Below are 17361 nucleotides of genomic sequence, written 5' to 3'. Positions count from 1 at the left end.
GTCGGTCATCCTCTCGCTTCGGGGCTGTCGGTGACGAGGTCCGACACCGTGTTCTGATACGCGTCGCGGACCTCCGGGTGGGCGAGCGCCTCCGCGGTCGGCCCGGTCACCAGCACCCGGCCGGCCGCCAGCACGGTGACCGACGTGGCGACCTGGGCGACGACCTCGACGTGGTGCTCGACCAGCACGACCGCCACGCTCGCGGGCAGCGCCCCGAGGATGCCGAGCAGCCGGCCGATGTCGCCGTCGGTCAGCCCGGCCGCCGGCTCGTCCAGGAGCAGCAGGCGCGGATCGCCCGCCAGGGCCGCGGCCAGGTCCAGCATGCGGCGCTGCCCGTGCGAGAGCTCGGAGGCCGGCCGGTGCGCCAGGTGCGTGAGCCCCACGGTCTCCAGGTGCTGCCCCGCCGACTCGGTGTGCAGCCGGTAACGGGACGGGCTGCGCCAGGCGCCCCGGCGCTTCGGGTGGTGCGCCCAGCCGGCCAGCACGATGTTGTCCAGCACCGTCAGCTCGCCGATGACGGACGGCTGCTGGAAGCTGCGCGCGATGCCAAGACGGCTGCGCTTCGCGGTGGACGCCCGGGTGACGTCCGTACCGTTCAGGGCGATCGTGCCCCGGTCGGGCCGGTCGGTGCCGGCGATGAGGTTGAGCAGCGTCGTCTTGCCGGCGCCGTTGGGGCCGATCACGGCGTGCCGGGCGCCCGGGGGCAGCCGCAGCGCGACGTCGTCCACGGCGGTGAGGCTGCCGTACCTGCGGGTGAGGTGGTCGAGGTCCAGCACGGGGGCCGGCGGCGCGGCTCCGGGTGCGGGCGTCGCTTCGGTCGCGGCCGTCATGGGGAGACCTTCCCGGCGGGGGACACGGTGGGCGCGGCCGGGGCGGGGCGGCCGACGACGGTGCGCAGGCCGGCCAGGCCGCGCGGCAGCAGGTACACGGCGGCGATGAACAGCGCCCCGAGCAGCAGCGGCCCGTGGCCGGGCCAGGAGCCGGCGACCCAGTCCCGGGTGAACACGATCAGCCCGGCGCCGAGGAGGGCGCCGATGACCGACGTCGTACCGCCGATGACGACCGCGAGCAGCGCGAACGCGGCGATCTCGAAACCGACGTCGGCGGGGGAGAGGTACTGCTGCACGGTGACCATCAGCGAGCCGCCCACCCCGGCCAGCGCGCCGGCGCAGATGTGGGCCACCAGGAGATAGCGCCCCACGGGGTGTCCGGACGCGCGCATCCGCGCCTCGGCGCCACGGGTCCCGGTGAGCAGCTTGCCGGCCGGGGAGCGCAGCACCAGCAGGGTGAGGGCGACGGCGACGACCGCGACGACCGCCGCGTACACGTACAGCTCGCGCTCCTCGGTCATGCCCTCGCCGCCCCACAGCGCCTGGGTGGCCGGGAAGCCGACCAGCCCGTCGGCGCCGCCGGTGACGGACTTGACCTGGTTGATCACCGCACTCGTCAGCTCGCCGACGGCCAGCGTGATCATCAGCACGGTCGTGCCCCGGGCCCGGACGACCGCGGGCCCGGTCACCGCCGAGAACACGGCGGCCGCGAGCGCCGACAGGACGATCTGGACCGGGCCCACCGTCCACCCGGCGTCGGCCAGGTTGGCGGTGGCGTACGCGCCGACGGCGAACGGGGCGGTCTGCCCGAGTGTGGGCAGACCGGCGTACCCGGTCAGCACGGTGACGCTGACCGCGAGCAGCCCGAGCGCCAGGGCGGACCCGGCGAGCGAGATGCTGTACGAGTCGAGCATCCCGGGGAGCGCGAAGAGGACGACCAGCAGGACGAGCAGCGGGACGGCCTGCCGCCACCCGGCCGAGTGCAGCCGGGCAGCGAGCCGCCCGGGGGCCGCCGGAGCGGGCGTCGCCGCCGCGCGCGGCCGGTTCTCCCAGCGGACGGCGAGGAGCCGCCGCAGGCGGGAGACCGGGTCGGAGCCGGGGCCCCTTTCCTCGTGCGCCTCCGGCTCCGTGAAGCGGGAGCGGAACACCAGCACCGCCGCCATCGCGGCGAACAGCAGGTACGGCGCCAGGTCCGGCAGCACCGAGACGCCCAGGGTCTGGACCTCGCCCACGGCGACCGCCGCGGCGAACGTCGCCCACAGCGAGCGCAGCCCGCCCAGGACGACGACCACCAGGGACAGCATCAGCACGTTCTCGGAGGTGCCGGGCCCGGGGCCGATGATCGGCGCCCCGAGCACGCCCGCCGCACCGGCCAGCGCGCCCGCCGCCGCGAGCACCCCGGTGTGCACGGCCCGGGGGTTGTGGCCGGTGGCGGCGAGCATCTGGGGGTCGTCCGCCGACGCGCGTACCGCCGCACCCACCCGGGTCCGGGTGAGCACCCACGTACCGAAGGCCGCCAGGACGACGGCCATCGCGATGAAGCAGAGCCGGTAGGCGGGGTAGCGGTGGCCCAGCAGGTGGACCGAGGAGTCGAGCGCGCCGGGGACGCGCACCGGCAGTTCGTCCGCCCCGAAGAACTGGATCAGCAGGTCCCCGCCGACGAGGGCGATCCCGAACGTCAGCAGGGCCTGGGCGAGATGCCCGCGCCGGGCGAGCGGAACCGTGGCGGCGGAGAGTCCCGCCCCGGCGAGGGCGGCGGCCGCCGTTCCGGCCGCGAGCCCGAGGGCGAGGCCGCCCCAGGTTCCGTCGCTCAGCTCGGCGCCGGTGTAGGCGCCGATCGCGTACAGCATGCCGTGCGAGAGGTTCAGTACGCCGGCCGTGCCGAACGCGAGACTCAGGCCGGCGGCGACCACGAACAGCAGCAGCCCGTAGGCGACTCCGTCCACCGCCGGCACGAGGTGGGCATCGAGCAGATCCATGTCAGCCGCCGAGCGTCGCCAGGTCCTGGACCATGACGTTGGACAGCTGGTTGCCGTCCGGTCGCACCTGGCGCAGGTACCACGTCTGCACCGGCGCGTGCGCCTTGTCGCTGAACTCCCAGTTGCCGCGCGGGCTGTCGATCTGGCCCAGGTCCGCGATGGCCTTGTTGATCGTCTGCGGCGTCACGTCACCCTTCTTCGCGGCGTCCGCGATCGCCTTGTCGAGCACGGCGGCCGCGTCGTAGGAGGACATGGCGTACGTGGTCGGCTGGGTGTCGTGCTCGGCGGTCCAGTCGGCGGCGAACTTGCGGTTGGCCGCGTTGTCGAGGTCCGGCGCGTAGTTCAGGACGGAGTAGATGTCCTTGGCGGCCTGGCCCTCGGCCTGGAGCACGCTGCCCTCGGTGACGAAGGCGGTGTACAGCGGCAGGTCGGCGACGTCGGACTGCGCGTACTGCTTGGCGAAGTCGATCGCGGCCTTGCCGGCGTAGAAGCAGTAGACCGCCTTGGCGTCGGTCTTGGCGATCTCCGCGAAGTACGGCATGAAGTTGGTCGTCTTCGGGAACGGCGTCCACTTGGTCTTGCCGTCCGGGTTGGCGAGCTTGCCGCCGACGCGCTTGAACTCGTCGGTGAACCCGCGCAGTTCGTCGTAACCGCCCTGGTAGTCCGGTCCGATCGCGTAGACCGGGCCGTCCACCTTCTCCTTGACGTACGGGGCGATGGCCTTGCCCGGCTCGTCGGACATGAAGCTCGTCGTCCACACGTACTCGGGGTCCTTGACCTCGGGACGGGCGTTGGAGCCGAGGAAGGGGATCTTCGCCTGGCCGACCAGGGGCAGGACCGCGTTGACCGAGCCGCCGCTGACCAGGCCGGTCAGCACGTCGACCTTGTCCTTCTTGACCAGCTTGGTGGCGGCCGGGACGGCGGTCGGCGGGCCGTCGCCCTCGTCGGCCACGATGAGGTCGACCTTGCGGCCGCCCAGCTTGTTGTCGTGCGTCTTCAGGTACAGCTGGAAGCCGTCGCGCAGGTCGGTGCCGACCGGCTTGTAGGTGCCGGAGAGCGAGGCGACCAGGCCGACCTTGACGGTCTCGTCGCCGGAGCCGCTGTCGCTGCTGCAGCCGGTGACGGCGGCCAGGCCGAGGGCGAGGGCGGCGGCACCGACGGGCCGGACGAATCTGCGGTGGCGGGTGCGGCGGGGTATGTCGAAGAACATGAGTGCTCTCATCGGGGGAGTGGTTGGGCAACGGTGTGACCCGACCGCGGGGCGTGGGCTCCGCGGACGGGTCGGTGTACGGCCGTGGGGGACGGCCGGGTCAGTGCGTGGGGGAGGTGTGCGGGGAACGGACCTGGGGGGAAAGCGAGTCACCGACCTGGTTGATCAGCTCGGACATCATGTAGCTGACCTCGCCGATGTCCGCGTCCCTGGTGGTCATGACCAGGAGCGAGGCACCGCTGGAGACGGCCATGGAGAACATGTAGCCGCCCTCCATCGCGGTGAGGCTGTGCTCCACCGGGTCGGTGTCGGTCAGCTGGGCGGCCGCGGACAGCAGGTTCACGACGCCGGAGGCGATGGCGGCCAGCCGGTCGGCGTCGTCGCGCTCCACGCCGGTGTACGCGAGCGCGAGTCCGTCCACGGACACGGCTATCGCCTGGGTGACTTCCGGGATGCGTCCGGCGAAGTCGCTCAGGATCCAGCTCAGGTCGGTGGGTGAGGTCATTTCATGGTCCGTTCGGTGTCGTCGTTGCTGGCGGGACGCCCGCGGGGGTTCGTGCTCCGGCTGATGCCCTGGGCGTAGGCCGCCAGGACGTCGGATACCTGCCGGGAGTCCCGGCGGCGGGGGGTCGGCCGCGGCGCACCGGCGCCGGACCGCTGCTCGGTACCGGCCCGCTTCTCCCGTGCGGGCCACTGCTGGGGCGCGGTGCGCTTGCGGACCGGGAGGCCGGACGCGCTGACGCCCGCGATGCGTGAGGCCGGCTCGTCGTGCACGGGGTGCGGGGCGGGCGCGTCGGCGACGTCCGTACGGGCCGGGGCCTCGTGCTCCTCGCGCGTGCCCGGGGCCGCCGGGGCGCCCGCACGGGCGCCGACGCTCGCGCCGACCGGGCGGCCGGCCGGTCCGCGTACGTGGTCCGGCTTCCGGCGGGTGACGACCGTACGGGGCGACTCGAAGCCGTTCTCCGTCGGCGGGGCCGGCTCCTCGGACACCTCGGCCAGCACGCCCCTGGGCAGGGTGACCTCGGCGATGGTGCCGGGGCCCGAGGAGTCGCGCAGCTCGACAACGATGCCGTGGCGGGCGGCGAGGCGCGCCACCACGTGCAGACCCATGGACCGCACGTCCCCGATGCCCGACTTCGGCTCGCGCAGCCCGGCGTTGAGCACGGCACGCCGGTCCGCCGAGATGCCCACGCCCTCGTCCACGATCTGGACGACGGCCCGGTCCCACAGCCGCCAGACGGCGACCCCGACCTGGGCGTCGGGCGGGGAGAAGCGGGTGGCGTTGTCGAGGAGTTCCGCCAGGATGTGCGCGACGTCGTGCACGGCGCGGGCGGCGATGCCGATGCCCGCCTCGATCGCGCCCAGGGACACCCGGTCGAAGCGCTCGATCTGCTGGGCGGCCGCCACGATGACGGTGGAGCAGCCGATGTCGGCGGAGCGCACCCGGGCGTTGCCGTAACCGCCCAGCACCAGCAGGTTGTTGGTGTTGCGCTCCATGCGGATCGCGAGGTGGTCGAGGGCGAAGAGCGTCTTCATGCGCTCCGGGTCCGCCTCGTCGCGCTGCACCGTGTCCAGCTCGGACACCATGACGCTGGTCAGCTGGGCGCCGCGGCGGGCGACCCGGACCAGGGTCTCGGCGAACTGCTCGTGCACCCGGGCCTGTTCGGCCGCGAGGCGCACGGCCTCGTGGTGGACGGCGTTGAACGCCTCGCCGACCTCGCCGATCTCGTCCCCGCTCGTGGTCTCGACGGGGTTGCCGGTGCGTTCGGCTACCTGCTCGGGCGTGGCGCCGCTCAGCGCGCCGGGCTGGGACAGCTCGCTCATGATGGCGGGCAGCCGGGTGTGGGCCACCTCGTGCGCGGCGTTGCGCAGGTCGCGCAGCCGGCGGATCATGACCCGGCCGAGGCGGACGGCGACGAGGACGACACCGACCAGGGTCAGCAGCACGAGGGCGACCTCGCCCCCGGCGGTCCACAGCAGCCTGGTGCGCTCCGCGTCGACGGTGGCGGCGACGGACTCGTCGATCCGCTCCTCCACCTGGTGCAGCAGGGTCTGCCGGTCGTCGGACGCCTTCTGCCACTTCTCGGGCGTGACGCCGATCCGCTTGCTGGTGTCCGTGCGACCGATCCGGTCCTCCAGCTTGCGGGACTCCAGGGCCTTCGGTCCGGAGAGGGTGCGCTCCAGCCAGGACCGCCACTCGCTCGGGCCGAGGCTGAACATGACGCTCGTCGACTCGGTGTAGCCGAGCCGGCTGGCGTCGAAGGTCCGCTGGGAGGCCGCGGTGAAACCACCCGCGGCCTGCGCCCTCATGACGGTGATCTGCTGCTGCGCGGTGTGCTCGGCGGCCTCGGAGAGCGCCGCGGCCGCGCGGATGCGGTCGGCGATGTCGGCGTCGACACCGTCGGCCTGCGCGATGCCGTCGCGATAGCCGTTGAGATCCGCGATCACGATCCGGTAGCCGAAGGCCAGCGCGGAGATGGTGGTGCTGCCCGAGCGCACCTGGGCGCGCAGGGCGGGGAGTTCATCGATGAAGCGGTCGACGCGGACCAGTGCCTCGCGGGCACTTCCGGGCACCTCGGAGAGTCCGCCGGTGCGGCTCTTGAAGGCGGCGATGCTCTTGTCGGTCGCGTCGGAACTCGCCTGGAAGGCGGACGAGTCCCCCTGGTCCGAGACCAGCGCGGTGGCGGCCGCGCGCTCACGCTGCAACTGGTGGGTTAAGTCGGCTGCACCGGCGGCGACGTCGACCATGTCGGCCAGCCGGTTCGCCTGCAGTGCCTGATTGGTCGCGGGTGCGAGGGCCAGGGCCGAGAACGCGACCGCGACGGTGAGGGGAGCGGTGACCAGCAGGACGAGGCGGCGATTGATTTTCACTGCGCGGCTCCGTCGCCGGAACCGGGCTTGAGTATCGGTGACACGCAGATACCTGTTAACGGGTTGTGGGGTGTCGGTAGGGACGCTCGTACATCGTGCGCACAGTTACGAATGGGACGGGTGGGGTGGGTGGGGTTCACATTGCGCGGCTTGATCCTATGCCTAGTGCACAACGCCGGATGCGTGCAGCGTCGAAAATTTGCGTTCAGTTAGTTGCGCGAATGCGGTCGGATTCGGTCAAGTGTGACTGTTGGGCGCCGGATTGGCCCCGGTGTGCACGGCCCGACAGGCTTCACAAAGGTGCGTGATGTCGGGAGAAGTCGCGTCCGATTAGCGAAGGCGATGGTTCGTCACCACCCCTGCACCGCAGTGAACAGGCCATCCTCAAAAGGCACATGACCTCCACGGCACGCCGCCTTGACCTGATCACTCTTCCAGCGCGGCCACCGCCCACCGCGCCCGCGCGGACAGCGGGGCGAGCGCCTTGGCCGACCCCTTGGCGATCCGCCGCAGGACCTGCCGGGCATCCCCCATCACCGTGCGCGCCAGCTCCGCATCGCCCGACTCCGCTGCCGCCAGCACGAGTTCGAGGTGCTGCTCCGCGATGAGGCGGCCGAGGCCGCGCCGATGCCACTCCTCGGCGGTGCCGTCCGGCGCGCCGGAACCACGCCCGCGGCCATCCCCGCCAGCCGGCCCCACCGCTGCACGCGCCCGCCCCAACGCGCGCGCCGCCGCCGGGAGATCGCCCTTGCCGCGCTCGATCCGGGCGAGCACGTACGCCTCCGCCGCGCGGTCCCGGTCCGTGTCCTGGAGCGAGAGCAGGTTGAACTGGGCGCGAGCCGCCTGCCCGTACTCGCCCAGCCGTTCCAGCGCCCGGCTCAGCGCCCGCAGCCGGTCCGCGTCGGGACCCGTGTCGTCCAGCATCCGGATCAGCGCCACCTTGGCGTGCTGCCACATCCCCTGACGGCACGCCAGCTCGACCAGGGCGAACGCGTCCGGCTCCGTTCCCTCTTCCCCGCGCACCACGTCCCGAAGGCGCATCCGGTACCTCTCGTCCAGCCGGTAGGCGCACAGCTCAGCGGAGTTGAGGAGCAGGTAGTCCGGCTCGGTGCGCCGGGCGGCGGACTCCGACAGGGCGAAGAGCTCGGTGAGCGGCCGCTCCGGGAGCCCCAGGCCCTCGATCAACGCGGCGCGCTGGGCGTCCAGTTCGGGCGCGAACTCCTCGCGTGCCTCCGCGTCCCCGGCGCGCACGGCGGCCCGCAGCCCCTCCTCGTCCAGCTCCGCGGACAGCCCCTCGCACCAACCGGGCAGCCGCACCAGCATCTCCAGCGCCTCGGAGACGCTGTCGGCGATCAGGACCGCGTCGCCCTCGGAGGAGGCGTACAGCACCGCCGTACCGCCGCACAGGAAGTACGTACCCCCGGTGTCGTCCCCCGCGACCGGTTCCAGCTCCATCCCGGACGCCAGGTGCACCGCCTCGACGTGGTAGGCCCGCTCCACATCGAAGTCGAAGGGGAATGCGGCGAGTTCCGCCAGGTCGGGACGGCTGCGGAGCAGTTCGAGCACACGATCGGTCATGGCCCGCATCCTAGGAAGGGACCCCTGTCCGCGGGCGCCCGGCCACCACGGGCCGGGCGCGCGCGGGAAGCTCGCTCAGGCGCCCACGTACCGCGCCAGGTGCTCGCCCGTGAGGGTGGAACGCGCGGCGACCAGGTCGGCGGGGGTGCCCTCGAAGACCAGCGTGCCGCCGTCGTGACCGGCGCCGGGGCCCAGGTCGATGATCCAGTCGGCGTGCGCCATCACGGCCTGGTGGTGCTCGATGACGACGACCGACTTGCCGGAGTCCACGAGCCGGTCGAGCAGCCCGAGCAGCTGCTCCACGTCCGCGAGGTGCAGCCCGGTGGTCGGCTCGTCGAGCACGTACACCCCGCCCTTCTCGCCCATGTGCGTCGCCAGCTTCAGCCGCTGCCGCTCACCGCCGGAGAGCGTGGTCAGCGGCTGGCCGAGGCTGAGGTAGCCGAGGCCGACGTCCACCAGCCGTTCGAGAACGCGGTGCGCGGCCGGCGTACGCGCGTCACCGGAGCCGAAGAACTCCTCGGCCTCGGCAACCGACATCGCCAGCACCTCGCTGATGTCCCGCCCGCCCAGCCGGTATTCGAGCACCGAGGCCTGGAACCGCTTCCCCTCGCACTCCTCGCAGACCGTGGCGACACCCGCCATCATCGCCAGGTCCGTGAAGACGACGCCCGCGCCGTTGCACGTGGGGCACGCGCCCTCGGAGTTGGCGCTGAACAGGCCCGGCTTCACGTCGTTGGCCTTGGCGAACGCCTTGCGGACCGGGTCGAGCAGCCCGGTGTACGTGGCCGGGTTGCTGCGCCGCGAACCGCGGATCGCGCTCTGGTCGACCGTGACCACGCCGTCCCGCCCGGCGACCGAGCCGTGGATCAGCGAGCTCTTCCCGGACCCGGCGACGCCCGTGACGACGGTCAGCACGCCGAGCGGGATGTCCACGTCGACGCCGCGCAGGTTGTTCGCCGAGGCGCCCCGCACCTCCAGCGTGCCGCTGGGCTCGCGGGTGGACTTCTTGAGCGCGGCCCGGTCGTCGAAGTGGCGCCCGGTGACGGTGCCGGAGGCGCGCAGCCCGTCGACGGTGCCCTCGAAGCAGACGGTGCCGCCGGCCGCACCGGCGCCGGGGCCCAGGTCCACGATGTGGTCGGCGACCGTGATCGTCTCCGGCTTGTGCTCCACCACCAGCACGGTGTTGCCCTTGTCGCGCAGGCGCAGCAGCAGGTTGTTCATCCGCTGGATGTCGTGCGGGTGCAGCCCGGCGGTCGGCTCGTCGAAGACGTACGTGGTGTCGGTCAGCGAGGAGCCGAGGTGGCGGATCATCTTGACGCGCTGCGCCTCGCCGCCGGACAGCGTGCCGGCGGGGCGGTCGAGTGCCAGATAGCCGAGGCCGATCTCCACGAACGAGTCGAGGGTCTGCCCGAGCGCGGTGAGCAGCGGCGCCACCGAGGGCTCGTCCAGGTCGCGGATCCAGGCGGCCAGGTCGCTGGTCTGCATCGCGCAGGCGTCCGCGATGCTGATCCCCGCGATCTTCGAGGACCTGGCGCCCTCGCTGAGCCGGGTGCCGTCGCAGGCCGGGCAGGTGGTGAAGGTGACCGCGCGCTCCACGAAGGCCCGGATGTGCGGCTGCAGAGAGTCCTTGTCCTTGGACAGGAACGACTTCTGGATCTTGGGGATCAGCCCCTCGTACGTGAGGTTGACGCCCTCCACCTTGACCTTGGTGGGCTCCCGGTACAGGAAGTCCTGCATCTCCTTCTTGGTGAACTTCGCGATCGGCTTGTCCGGGTCGAGGAGCCCGGACTCGGCGTAGACCCGGACGGTCCAGAAGCTGTCGGACTTCCAGCCGGGGATGGTGAACGCACCCTCGGCGAGGGACTTGGAGTCGTCGTAGAGCTGGGTGAGGTCGATGTCCGAGACGGTGCCCCGGCCCTCGCACTCGGTGCACATGCCGCCGGTCCGGTTGAAGGTCGCCTTCACCGCCTTCTTGTTGCCGCGCTCGACGGTGATCGCACCGCTCGCCTTCACGGACGCGGTGTTGAAGGAATACGCGCTGGGCGGGCCGATGTGCGGGGTGCCGAGGCGGCTGAAGAGGATGCGCAGCATGGCGTTGGCGTCGGTCGCCGTGCCCACGGTCGAGCGGGTGTCGCCGCCCATCCGCTGCTGGTCCACGATGATCGCGGTGGTCAGCCCTTCCAGGACGTCCACCTCGGGCCGGACCAGGGTGGGCATGAACCCCTGGACGAAGGCGCTGTACGTCTCGTTGATCAGCCGCTGCGACTCGGCGGCGATGGTGTTGAACACCAGTGAGCTCTTGCCGGACCCGGAGACGCCCGTGAACACCGTCAGCCGGCGCTTGGGGATCTCGATGCTGACGTCCTTGAGATTGTTCACGCGTGCCCCGTGCACACGGATCAGATCGTGGCTGTCGGCGGCGTGCGTCCGCGTACCTGTGGCCCTGCTCATCGTGCTCTCCCTGGATTGGCGGGGCCGTCGTACAGCCCCGTCGTCACCGGCTGCTTTCCCGGTTCACGCCTTCACGCTAGCGGCGTCCCCGGCAGCGGGGCTTCTCGATTCCTGACCGGCCGCGTCACCTGCTTCGCGACGCAGGACGGCATTCCCGCGGTCGCCTGCGCCGCCTCCTGCCGGTAGACGCTCGGAGGCATTCCCACCAGCTCCGTGAAGCGCGTGCTGAACGTGCCGAGCGAGGAGCAGCCGACCGCGAAGCAGACCTCGGTGACGCTCATGTCCCCCCGGCGCAGCAGTGTCATCGCCCGCTCGATGCGCCGGGTCATGAGGTAGCCGTACGGGGACTCCCCGTACGCCCTCCGGAACTCGCGACTGAGATGGCCCGCCGACATGTGCGCGCCGCGCGCCAGCGCCTCGACGTTGAGCGGCTGGGCGTACTCGCGGTCGATCCGGTCGCGGACCCGGCGCAGCCGCGCGAGGTCGCGCAGGCCGTGTGCCGCGTCGGGTTTGCTCGTCACGCCCGAAGCGTACGTCGTGGGGGAGCGCCCCGCCCGGGTATCGCGCCCCCCGAGTCAGGTGCGGGTGGCGGTGTCGCAGTCCGCGGCGTCCCGGTCCCCCATACGCTCGTCCATGGACGTGCTCCGCTCGTACGGGTCGATCTTCGTGCCGTCGTCCGAGGGCCCGCGCTCCTTGCCGAACTCGGGGACGAAGTAGCCGGTGGTGTTCTCGCAGCCCCCGTTGGCGGAGTCCAGCCGGTACGCCTTCAGCGAGAAGGTCCCCGGCGCGATGATCACCTTGTCCGGGTCGTCCCAGCTCATCACGATCTCCCGGCGGGCGATCGTCCGGGCGACCTCGTCGCTGTCCCCGGAGGCCCGTACGACGGGGTAGACGAAGGTGACGTCCGCGGTGACCTCGACCGCGCCCCGCTCGCCCTCCCGGTAGGTGATCTCGCCGCGCGTCTTGATCACGTCACCGGCCAGGCGCGCGTACGAGGGGTCGAAGCGGCTGAACAGCAGCAGCGGGTCGTTCTTCCGGGTGGGGGTGTCGAAGGCGTGCGCCAGGTACTCCTTGACGTCGGCCTGCTTCGGGTTGAGCGCCGCGATGGCCTTCACCGGCCGTTCCCCGCGCAGCACCGCCGGATCGAGGCCGGCGTCGGAGAGGAAGGCCAGGCTGCTGTCGAGTGCGTCGGACACCTGCTGCTCGCTCATCCACCCGGTCGCCCGCGCCGAGGGCATCGTGATCCCGGCCGTCCCGGCGGCCCAGTGCTCTGCCGGCGACCCCTTGAACGGGTCGTCCAGCGTGGGCTGTCCGGACGCCGCCGCGGAGCCGCCCCCGCCGTGGAAGCCGAGCCAGCCCGCCGCCCGGCCCGGGACAAGCGCCACGACGAGCAGCGCGACGACGACCACCAGGCCCACCACGTACCAGACCCTGCCGCGTCGCCGGGACGGCTGATGGGTGCGCCACCCCGTGGGCGGGGCGGTCTCCTCGCGCAGCCGCTGGGCCACCATCCGGGCCCGGGCGGACGGTTCCTCGGGGGCGCCGGGGGTCCCGGCCTCGGCCTCCCGCAGGAAGCGTTCCCACTCCTCGTCCGGTATGGACGACCCGCTCTGGCCCACGCTGCGCTCCCGCCCCTCACGGCCTGCCCGCCGGTCCGTTTTCCGTGCATCATCACACAGCCCGGTGACACCGAAGTGCCCACCGGGCTGCCGTGGATGAGGCCCGTCGGGCTACGGCTTGCGGCCGACCGCGACGTACCCGGGGGTGACGACCTCACCCGTGCCGGGGACCGGCTCGCCGAGCTCGGGGTGCCAGGCCTCGGCGGCGACGATGCCCGGCTCCACGATCTGCAGCCCGTCGAAGAAAGCACCGAACTGGTCGCGGGTGCGCGGCGCCAGCGTCAGGGTGTTGGCCTTGTACATCTCGTCCACCTGGCGCGCCTCCTCCGGGTGGAAGTCGGCGGTGATCTGCGAGATGACCATGTAGCTGCCGGGCGCGAGGACGTCGGTCAGCCGGCTCACCAGCTCGTACGCGCCGTCCTCGTCGCTCACGAAGTGGAGCAGCGCGATCATCGACAGCGCGACCGGCTCGCTGAAGTCCAGCGTCCTGCCCGCGTGTTCGAGGATGGTGTCGACGTTCCGCGCGTCGGCCTGGACGTAGTCGATGACGCCCTCGGGCGTGCCCTTGAGCAGCGCCTCGGCGTGGGCCAGCACGATCGGGTCGTTGTCGCAGTAGACGACCCGGGTGGCGGGGGCGGCCTCCTGGGCGACCTGGTGCAGGTTGGGCTCGGTGGGTATACCGGTGCCGATGTCGAGGAACTGGCGGACGCCCTGGGCGGACAGCCAGCGGGTGGCGCGGTGCATGAACGCGCGGTTGATCTTCGCCATCACCGGGACGTTCGGCTCGACGGCCAGCATCTGACGGCCCATGGCCTCGTCCACCGGGTAGTTGTCCTTGCCGCCCAGGAACCAGTCGTACATCCGCGCGGGATGCGGCTTGCTGGTGTCGATGAGCGGGGCGGTGGGGGCGTTCTCCGGTCGGGACATGGCCAACTCCAGGGTGCGGGAGGCTGCGGATGATCAGCTCGGGCCCACCTTAAGCAACTCCGGCGCCGAGCAGGGAGAGTTCGACCGCCGACGACAGTTACCAATGCGTAACTTACTGATGGGTTACCACCGGTAATCCCTGCTGTTAGCTTGCGCTCACCCGTATTCCGGAGCAGAGCGAGGAGTGAGCCTTGAGCCGCAAGGACCGTTCGCGTTCCACCCTTCCCCCACGCCGCGTCCGTCCCCTGCGCGCCGCGGCCGTCGCCGTGACCGCGGCGGCCTGCGTGGCCGCGTACGCCGCGCCCGCGTCCGCCGCGGACGGCACCGAGCCCGTCGTGTCCCGGGGCGTGACCATCCCCGCCTTCTACCACCCGCCCGCCCAGCTGCCCGCCGCCAACGGGGCGCTGATCCGGACCGAGCCCCTGCCGCTGGCCCTGAGCCTGCCCGGCCTGGACGGGCGCCCGATGCCGGGCACCGCCACCCGCCTCATGTACCGGACGACCGACTCCAACGGGCAGCCGGCCGCGGTGACCGGCGCCTACATCGAACCCTCGGCCGCCTGGAAGGGCGGCGGCGCCCGCCCGCTGGTCGCGCTGGCCTCCGGCACGATGGGGCAGGGCGACCAGTGCGCCCCCTCGCTGGCCCTCCAGCACCCGCTGACCGCCACCACGGAGACCGTCTCGATCGGCTACGAGACCCTGTCCGTCTACCGGTTGCTCTCCGCCGGTGTCGCCGTCGTCGTCACCGACTACGTGGGCCTCGGCACCACCGACCGCCTCCACACCTACGTCAACCGGGTGGACGAGGGGCACGCGCTGCTCGACGCGGTCCGCGCCGCCCACCGGCTGCCCGCCACCTCGCTCACGCCCGACTCCCGGACGGGCCTGTACGGCTACAGCCAGGGCGGCGGGGCCAGCGCGTCCGCCGCCGAGCTCCAGCCCTCGTACGCCCCCGAGATCCAGCTCGCCGGGACGTACGCCGGAGCCCCGCCCGCCGACCTGACGGCGACCATGAAGGGCATCGACGGCAGCGCCCTGGCCGGCGCCCTCGCCTGGTCGATCAACGGTTTCGCGCAGGCCGACGCAGATCTGCGGGACGTCGTGGAGGCCAACATCAACGACGCCGGGCGGGCCGCGCTGAAGGACGCCTCGACCATGTGCGTCGGTGACGCGATCCTCGGCTACGGCTTCGCGAAGAGCAGCAAGTGGACCACCACCGGCAAGTCCCTCGGCGAGATCATCGCCGCCGAGCCCAAGGCGCAGGCCGCACTCGACAAGCAGCGCATCGGTACCCTCAAGCCGTCCGGTCCGGTGCGGGTGGCGACCGGCACCCAGGACGACATAGTGCCGCACGGCCAGGCGCGTCAACTCGCCGTCGACTGGTGCCGCAAGGGCGCAGACGTCACCTACGACGCCGTCATCCTGCCCAACCTCGGCGACAAGATCCTCACCAACCACATGGTCCCGCTCATCACCGACCAGGGCGACGCCATCTCCTGGATGACCGACCGCCTCGCCGGAAAACGGTCCGTCTCCAACTGCTGGTCGATGCCGATCCAGCCCTGACCCCTCGCCCGCACCCGCCCGCCCCGGTCCTTCCGGGGCGGGCTTTCCCGTAAACCGCTGTCGTGCGGGCCGCGGCGCGGAGATCATGGTCGGCGGACCGCCCCGCGACCGTGAGGACCCCATGCCGCTGCCCGTACCCGCAGACCCGACCGTGCTCCACCCGATGCCCGGCCAGCCGAGAGTGGTGCAGCTCAAGCCGCTGGTGACCTCGCCGCTGATCGAGGTGGGGGAGTACTCGTACTACGACGACCCGGACGACGCCACCGCGTTCGAGACCCGCAACGTGCTCTACCACTACGGCCCGGAGAAGCTGGTCATCGGCAGGTTCTGCGCGCTCGGCACGGGCGTGCGCTTCCTGATGAACGGCGCCAACCACCGGATGGACGGCCCCTCCACCTTCCCGTTCCCGACCCTGGGCGGCTCCTGGGCCGACCACTTCGACCTGCTCGCCGGGCTGCCGAACCGGGGCGACACGGTCGTGGGCAACGACGTCTGGTTCGGGCACGGGGCGACGGTGCTGCCCGGCGTGCGGATCGGGCACGGCGCGATCATCGGCAGCGGCTCGGTGGTCACCAAGGACGTGCCGGACTACGGGATCGTCGGCGGCAACCCGGCCCGGCTGCTGCGTACCCGCTACGAGGAGAAGGACATCGCCCGCCTCCTCGCGCTCGCCTGGTGGGACTGGCCCGCCGAGCACATCACCGCCCACATCCGGACCCTCATGTCCGGCACGGTGGACGACCTCGAAGCGGCCACCCCCGGGGCGTGACGGCCCCGCCGCCCGAAAATCCACGTGCGCGCGGAATGGGCGGCGGTTAGGGTCGCCGTATGAACATCGTCCAGCTCTACGGCTGACGCGGCGGGGGCTCCGCCCCGACCCGTCCGGCACACCGCGCACGCGCGCCCACCGCCCGGCCATCGCCGGGGTGGCGACGCGGCGGTCTGCCGTATCCACTTCCGCCGCAGAACTGAAACGAGTGATTCCTCATGTCACCTCGCCGTGCCCATATCGCCATGGTCGGCATTCCCGTCGTGAGCCATGTGCTGCCGAGCATCGAGCTCATCCGCGAACTGGTGGCCCGCGGCCACCGCGTCACCTACGCCAACGACCCCGTGATGGCCGAGCGCATCGAGGCCGCCGGCGCCACCTTCGTGCCGTACGACTCCGTGCTCCCGGCCGGTGACGGCAACTGGCCCGACGACCCGATCGCCGCCATGGGCCTCTTCCTGGACGACGCCGTCCAGGCCCTGCCGCAGCTGCGCGCCGTCTACGACGAGGACCCGGCCGACCTGTACTTGTACGACATCGGCGCGTACCCGGCCCGGGTGCTGGCCGAGTCCCAGAACCGCCGCCTGATGCAGCTCTACCCGACCTTCGTCGGCTGGCGGAGTTACGCGGAGGACGTGGCGGCCCGGCTGTGGGCGCTGCCCGGGGCCGACGCCTACCGGGCGAGGTTCACCGACTGGCTGGCCGGCTGCGGAGCGACCACGCTGGACCTGGAGGACTTCACCGGGCGCCCCGGCCACACCCTCGCCCTGATCCCCCGGGCGATGCAACCGCACGCGGACGACGTGGACATGGACACCGTCACGTTCGTCGGGCCGTGCTTCGCCGGACGCGGAGACGAGCAGACCTGGACCCGCCCCGCCGGTGCGGAGAAGGTGCTGCTGATCTCGCTGGGCTCCGCGTACACCAACCGCCCGGAGTTCTACCGCAGTTGCCTGGCGGCCTACGGCGACCTGCCCGGCTGGCACGTGGTGCTCCAGGTCGGCAAGCAGACGGACCTGGCGGAGCTGGGCACCGTACCCGGCAACGTCGAGGTCCACCGGTGGGTGCCGCAGCTGGCCATCCTCCAGCAGGCGGACGCCTTCGTCACGCACGCCGGGATGGGCGGCAGCTCCGAGGGGCTGTACAGCGGGGTGCCGATGATCGCCGTGCCGCAGGGCGTCGACCAGTTCATGAACGCCGACAAGCTCGTGGAGCTGGGCGTCGCCCGCCGCGTCGACACCGACGACGCCACCCCGGAGGCCCTGCGGGAAGCGCTCACCGCGCTCGTCACCGACCCGGAGGTCGCCCGGCGTTCGGCGCGGCTGCGCGAGGACGCCCGGGCGGAGGGCGGCACCCGGCGGGCCGCCGACCTGGTGGAGGAACTGCTCGGCTGAAACGGGCCCGGCCGGGGCGGTGAGCGGATATCCGCACCCACCGCCCCGGCCGGCCACCGGAGTTGAGGAAGCGTCAGCCCTTGCGGGTGTTGATCTCCTCGGTGAGCTGGGGGACGACGTCGAAGAGGTCGCCGACGACGCCGTAGTCGACGAGGTCGAAGATCGGGG

The 17361-nt window shown here is 72.1% G+C and carries 13 protein-coding genes; 3 read left to right on the top strand and 10 right to left on the bottom strand.

What is annotated here, in order from left to right:
- Window positions 1-5 precede the first annotated feature (5 nt).
- The 10 genes from ABZ565_RS13495 to ABZ565_RS13450 all read right to left on the bottom strand — a co-directional run bounded on the left by ABZ565_RS13495 (window position 6) and on the right by ABZ565_RS13450 (window position 13465).
- Window positions 6-830 (bottom strand): ATP-binding cassette domain-containing protein, encoded by an 825-nt coding sequence (locus ABZ565_RS13495; protein ID WP_361024811.1) that lies wholly within the window; start codon window positions 828-830, stop codon window positions 6-8.
- Window positions 827-2809, bottom strand: a complete 1983-nt coding sequence (locus ABZ565_RS13490; protein WP_361024808.1) for an ABC transporter permease — start codon at window positions 2807-2809, stop codon at window positions 827-829. Before ABZ565_RS13490 ends, ABZ565_RS13495 begins: the two co-directional genes overlap by 4 nt.
- 1 nt (window position 2810) lies before the next feature.
- On the bottom strand, window positions 2811-4019 hold the full coding sequence (locus tag ABZ565_RS13485; RefSeq protein WP_361025274.1) for an ABC transporter substrate-binding protein: 1209 nt from the start codon (window positions 4017-4019) through the stop codon (window positions 2811-2813).
- Window positions 4020-4119: 100 nt separating this feature from the next.
- A complete protein-coding gene (locus tag ABZ565_RS13480) occupies window positions 4120-4524 on the bottom strand; it encodes a roadblock/LC7 domain-containing protein (protein WP_361024805.1) in 405 nt (134 codons plus the stop codon).
- Window positions 4521-6890 (bottom strand): nitrate- and nitrite sensing domain-containing protein, encoded by a 2370-nt coding sequence (locus ABZ565_RS13475; protein WP_361024802.1) that lies wholly within the window; start codon window positions 6888-6890, stop codon window positions 4521-4523. Before ABZ565_RS13475 ends, ABZ565_RS13480 begins: the two co-directional genes overlap by 4 nt.
- 426 nt (window positions 6891-7316) lie before the next feature.
- Window positions 7317-8468: a hypothetical protein gene (locus ABZ565_RS13470; protein ID WP_361024800.1), complete on the bottom strand. Its 1152-nt coding sequence runs from the start codon at window positions 8466-8468 to the stop codon at window positions 7317-7319.
- 75 nt (window positions 8469-8543) lie between these two features.
- Complete coding sequence (locus ABZ565_RS13465; RefSeq protein WP_361024797.1) at window positions 8544-10919, bottom strand: excinuclease ABC subunit UvrA; 2376 nt, start codon at window positions 10917-10919, stop codon at window positions 8544-8546.
- Window positions 10920-10990: 71 nt separating this feature from the next.
- Window positions 10991-11440 (bottom strand): helix-turn-helix transcriptional regulator, encoded by a 450-nt coding sequence (locus ABZ565_RS13460; protein WP_361024794.1) that lies wholly within the window; start codon window positions 11438-11440, stop codon window positions 10991-10993.
- A gap of 54 nt (window positions 11441-11494) precedes the next feature.
- Complete coding sequence (locus ABZ565_RS13455; RefSeq protein WP_361024791.1) at window positions 11495-12538, bottom strand: hypothetical protein; 1044 nt, start codon at window positions 12536-12538, stop codon at window positions 11495-11497.
- A 111-nt stretch (window positions 12539-12649) separates the two neighbouring features.
- On the bottom strand, window positions 12650-13465 hold the full coding sequence (locus tag ABZ565_RS13450) for an SAM-dependent methyltransferase (RefSeq protein WP_361024788.1): 816 nt from the start codon (window positions 13463-13465) through the stop codon (window positions 12650-12652).
- 191 nt (window positions 13466-13656) lie between these two features.
- On the opposite strand from ABZ565_RS13450, the gene ABZ565_RS13445 reads away from it, so the two are divergent.
- From ABZ565_RS13445 to ABZ565_RS13435, 3 genes are all read left to right on the top strand, one after another.
- Entirely contained in the window at window positions 13657-15030 is a 1374-nt protein-coding gene (locus ABZ565_RS13445) for a lipase family protein (RefSeq protein WP_361024785.1), read from the top strand.
- Between the two features lie 127 nt (window positions 15031-15157).
- Window positions 15158-15799: a CatB-related O-acetyltransferase gene (locus tag ABZ565_RS13440; RefSeq protein WP_361025272.1), complete on the top strand. Its 642-nt coding sequence runs from the start codon at window positions 15158-15160 to the stop codon at window positions 15797-15799.
- 218 nt (window positions 15800-16017) lie between these two features.
- Window positions 16018-17193 carry a macrolide family glycosyltransferase gene (locus ABZ565_RS13435; RefSeq protein WP_361024782.1) on the top strand — a complete coding sequence of 392 codons (1176 nt, stop codon included), beginning with the start codon at window positions 16018-16020 and terminating at the stop codon, window positions 17191-17193.
- Window positions 17194-17361 lie beyond the last annotated feature (168 nt).

This window comes from Streptomyces sp. NPDC016469, assembly GCF_040632905.1.
GTDB lineage: Bacteria > Actinomycetota > Actinomycetes > Streptomycetales > Streptomycetaceae > Streptomyces.
This window is presented reverse-complemented; position numbering and strand designations above follow the sequence as displayed.

Excerpts from the sequence above, each read along its gene's own strand:
- ABZ565_RS13465 (WP_361024797.1), bottom strand. The coding sequence starts at position 10,919 with ATGAGCAGGGCCACAGGTACGCGGACGCACGCCGCCGACAGCCACGAT.
- ABZ565_RS13435 (WP_361024782.1), top strand. The coding sequence starts at position 16,018 with ATGTCACCTCGCCGTGCCCATATCGCCATGGTCGGCATTCCCGTCGTG.
- ABZ565_RS13485 (WP_361025274.1), bottom strand. The coding sequence starts at position 4,019 with ATGTTCTTCGACATACCCCGCCGCACCCGCCACCGCAGATTCGTCCGG.
- ABZ565_RS13450 (WP_361024788.1), bottom strand. The coding sequence starts at position 13,465 with ATGTCCCGACCGGAGAACGCCCCCACCGCCCCGCTCATCGACACCAGC.
- ABZ565_RS13470 (WP_361024800.1), bottom strand. The coding sequence starts at position 8,468 with ATGACCGATCGTGTGCTCGAACTGCTCCGCAGCCGTCCCGACCTGGCG.
- ABZ565_RS13495 (WP_361024811.1), bottom strand. The coding sequence starts at position 830 with ATGACGGCCGCGACCGAAGCGACGCCCGCACCCGGAGCCGCGCCGCCG.
- ABZ565_RS13480 (WP_361024805.1), bottom strand. The coding sequence starts at position 4,524 with ATGACCTCACCCACCGACCTGAGCTGGATCCTGAGCGACTTCGCCGGA.
- ABZ565_RS13490 (WP_361024808.1), bottom strand. The coding sequence starts at position 2,809 with ATGGATCTGCTCGATGCCCACCTCGTGCCGGCGGTGGACGGAGTCGCC.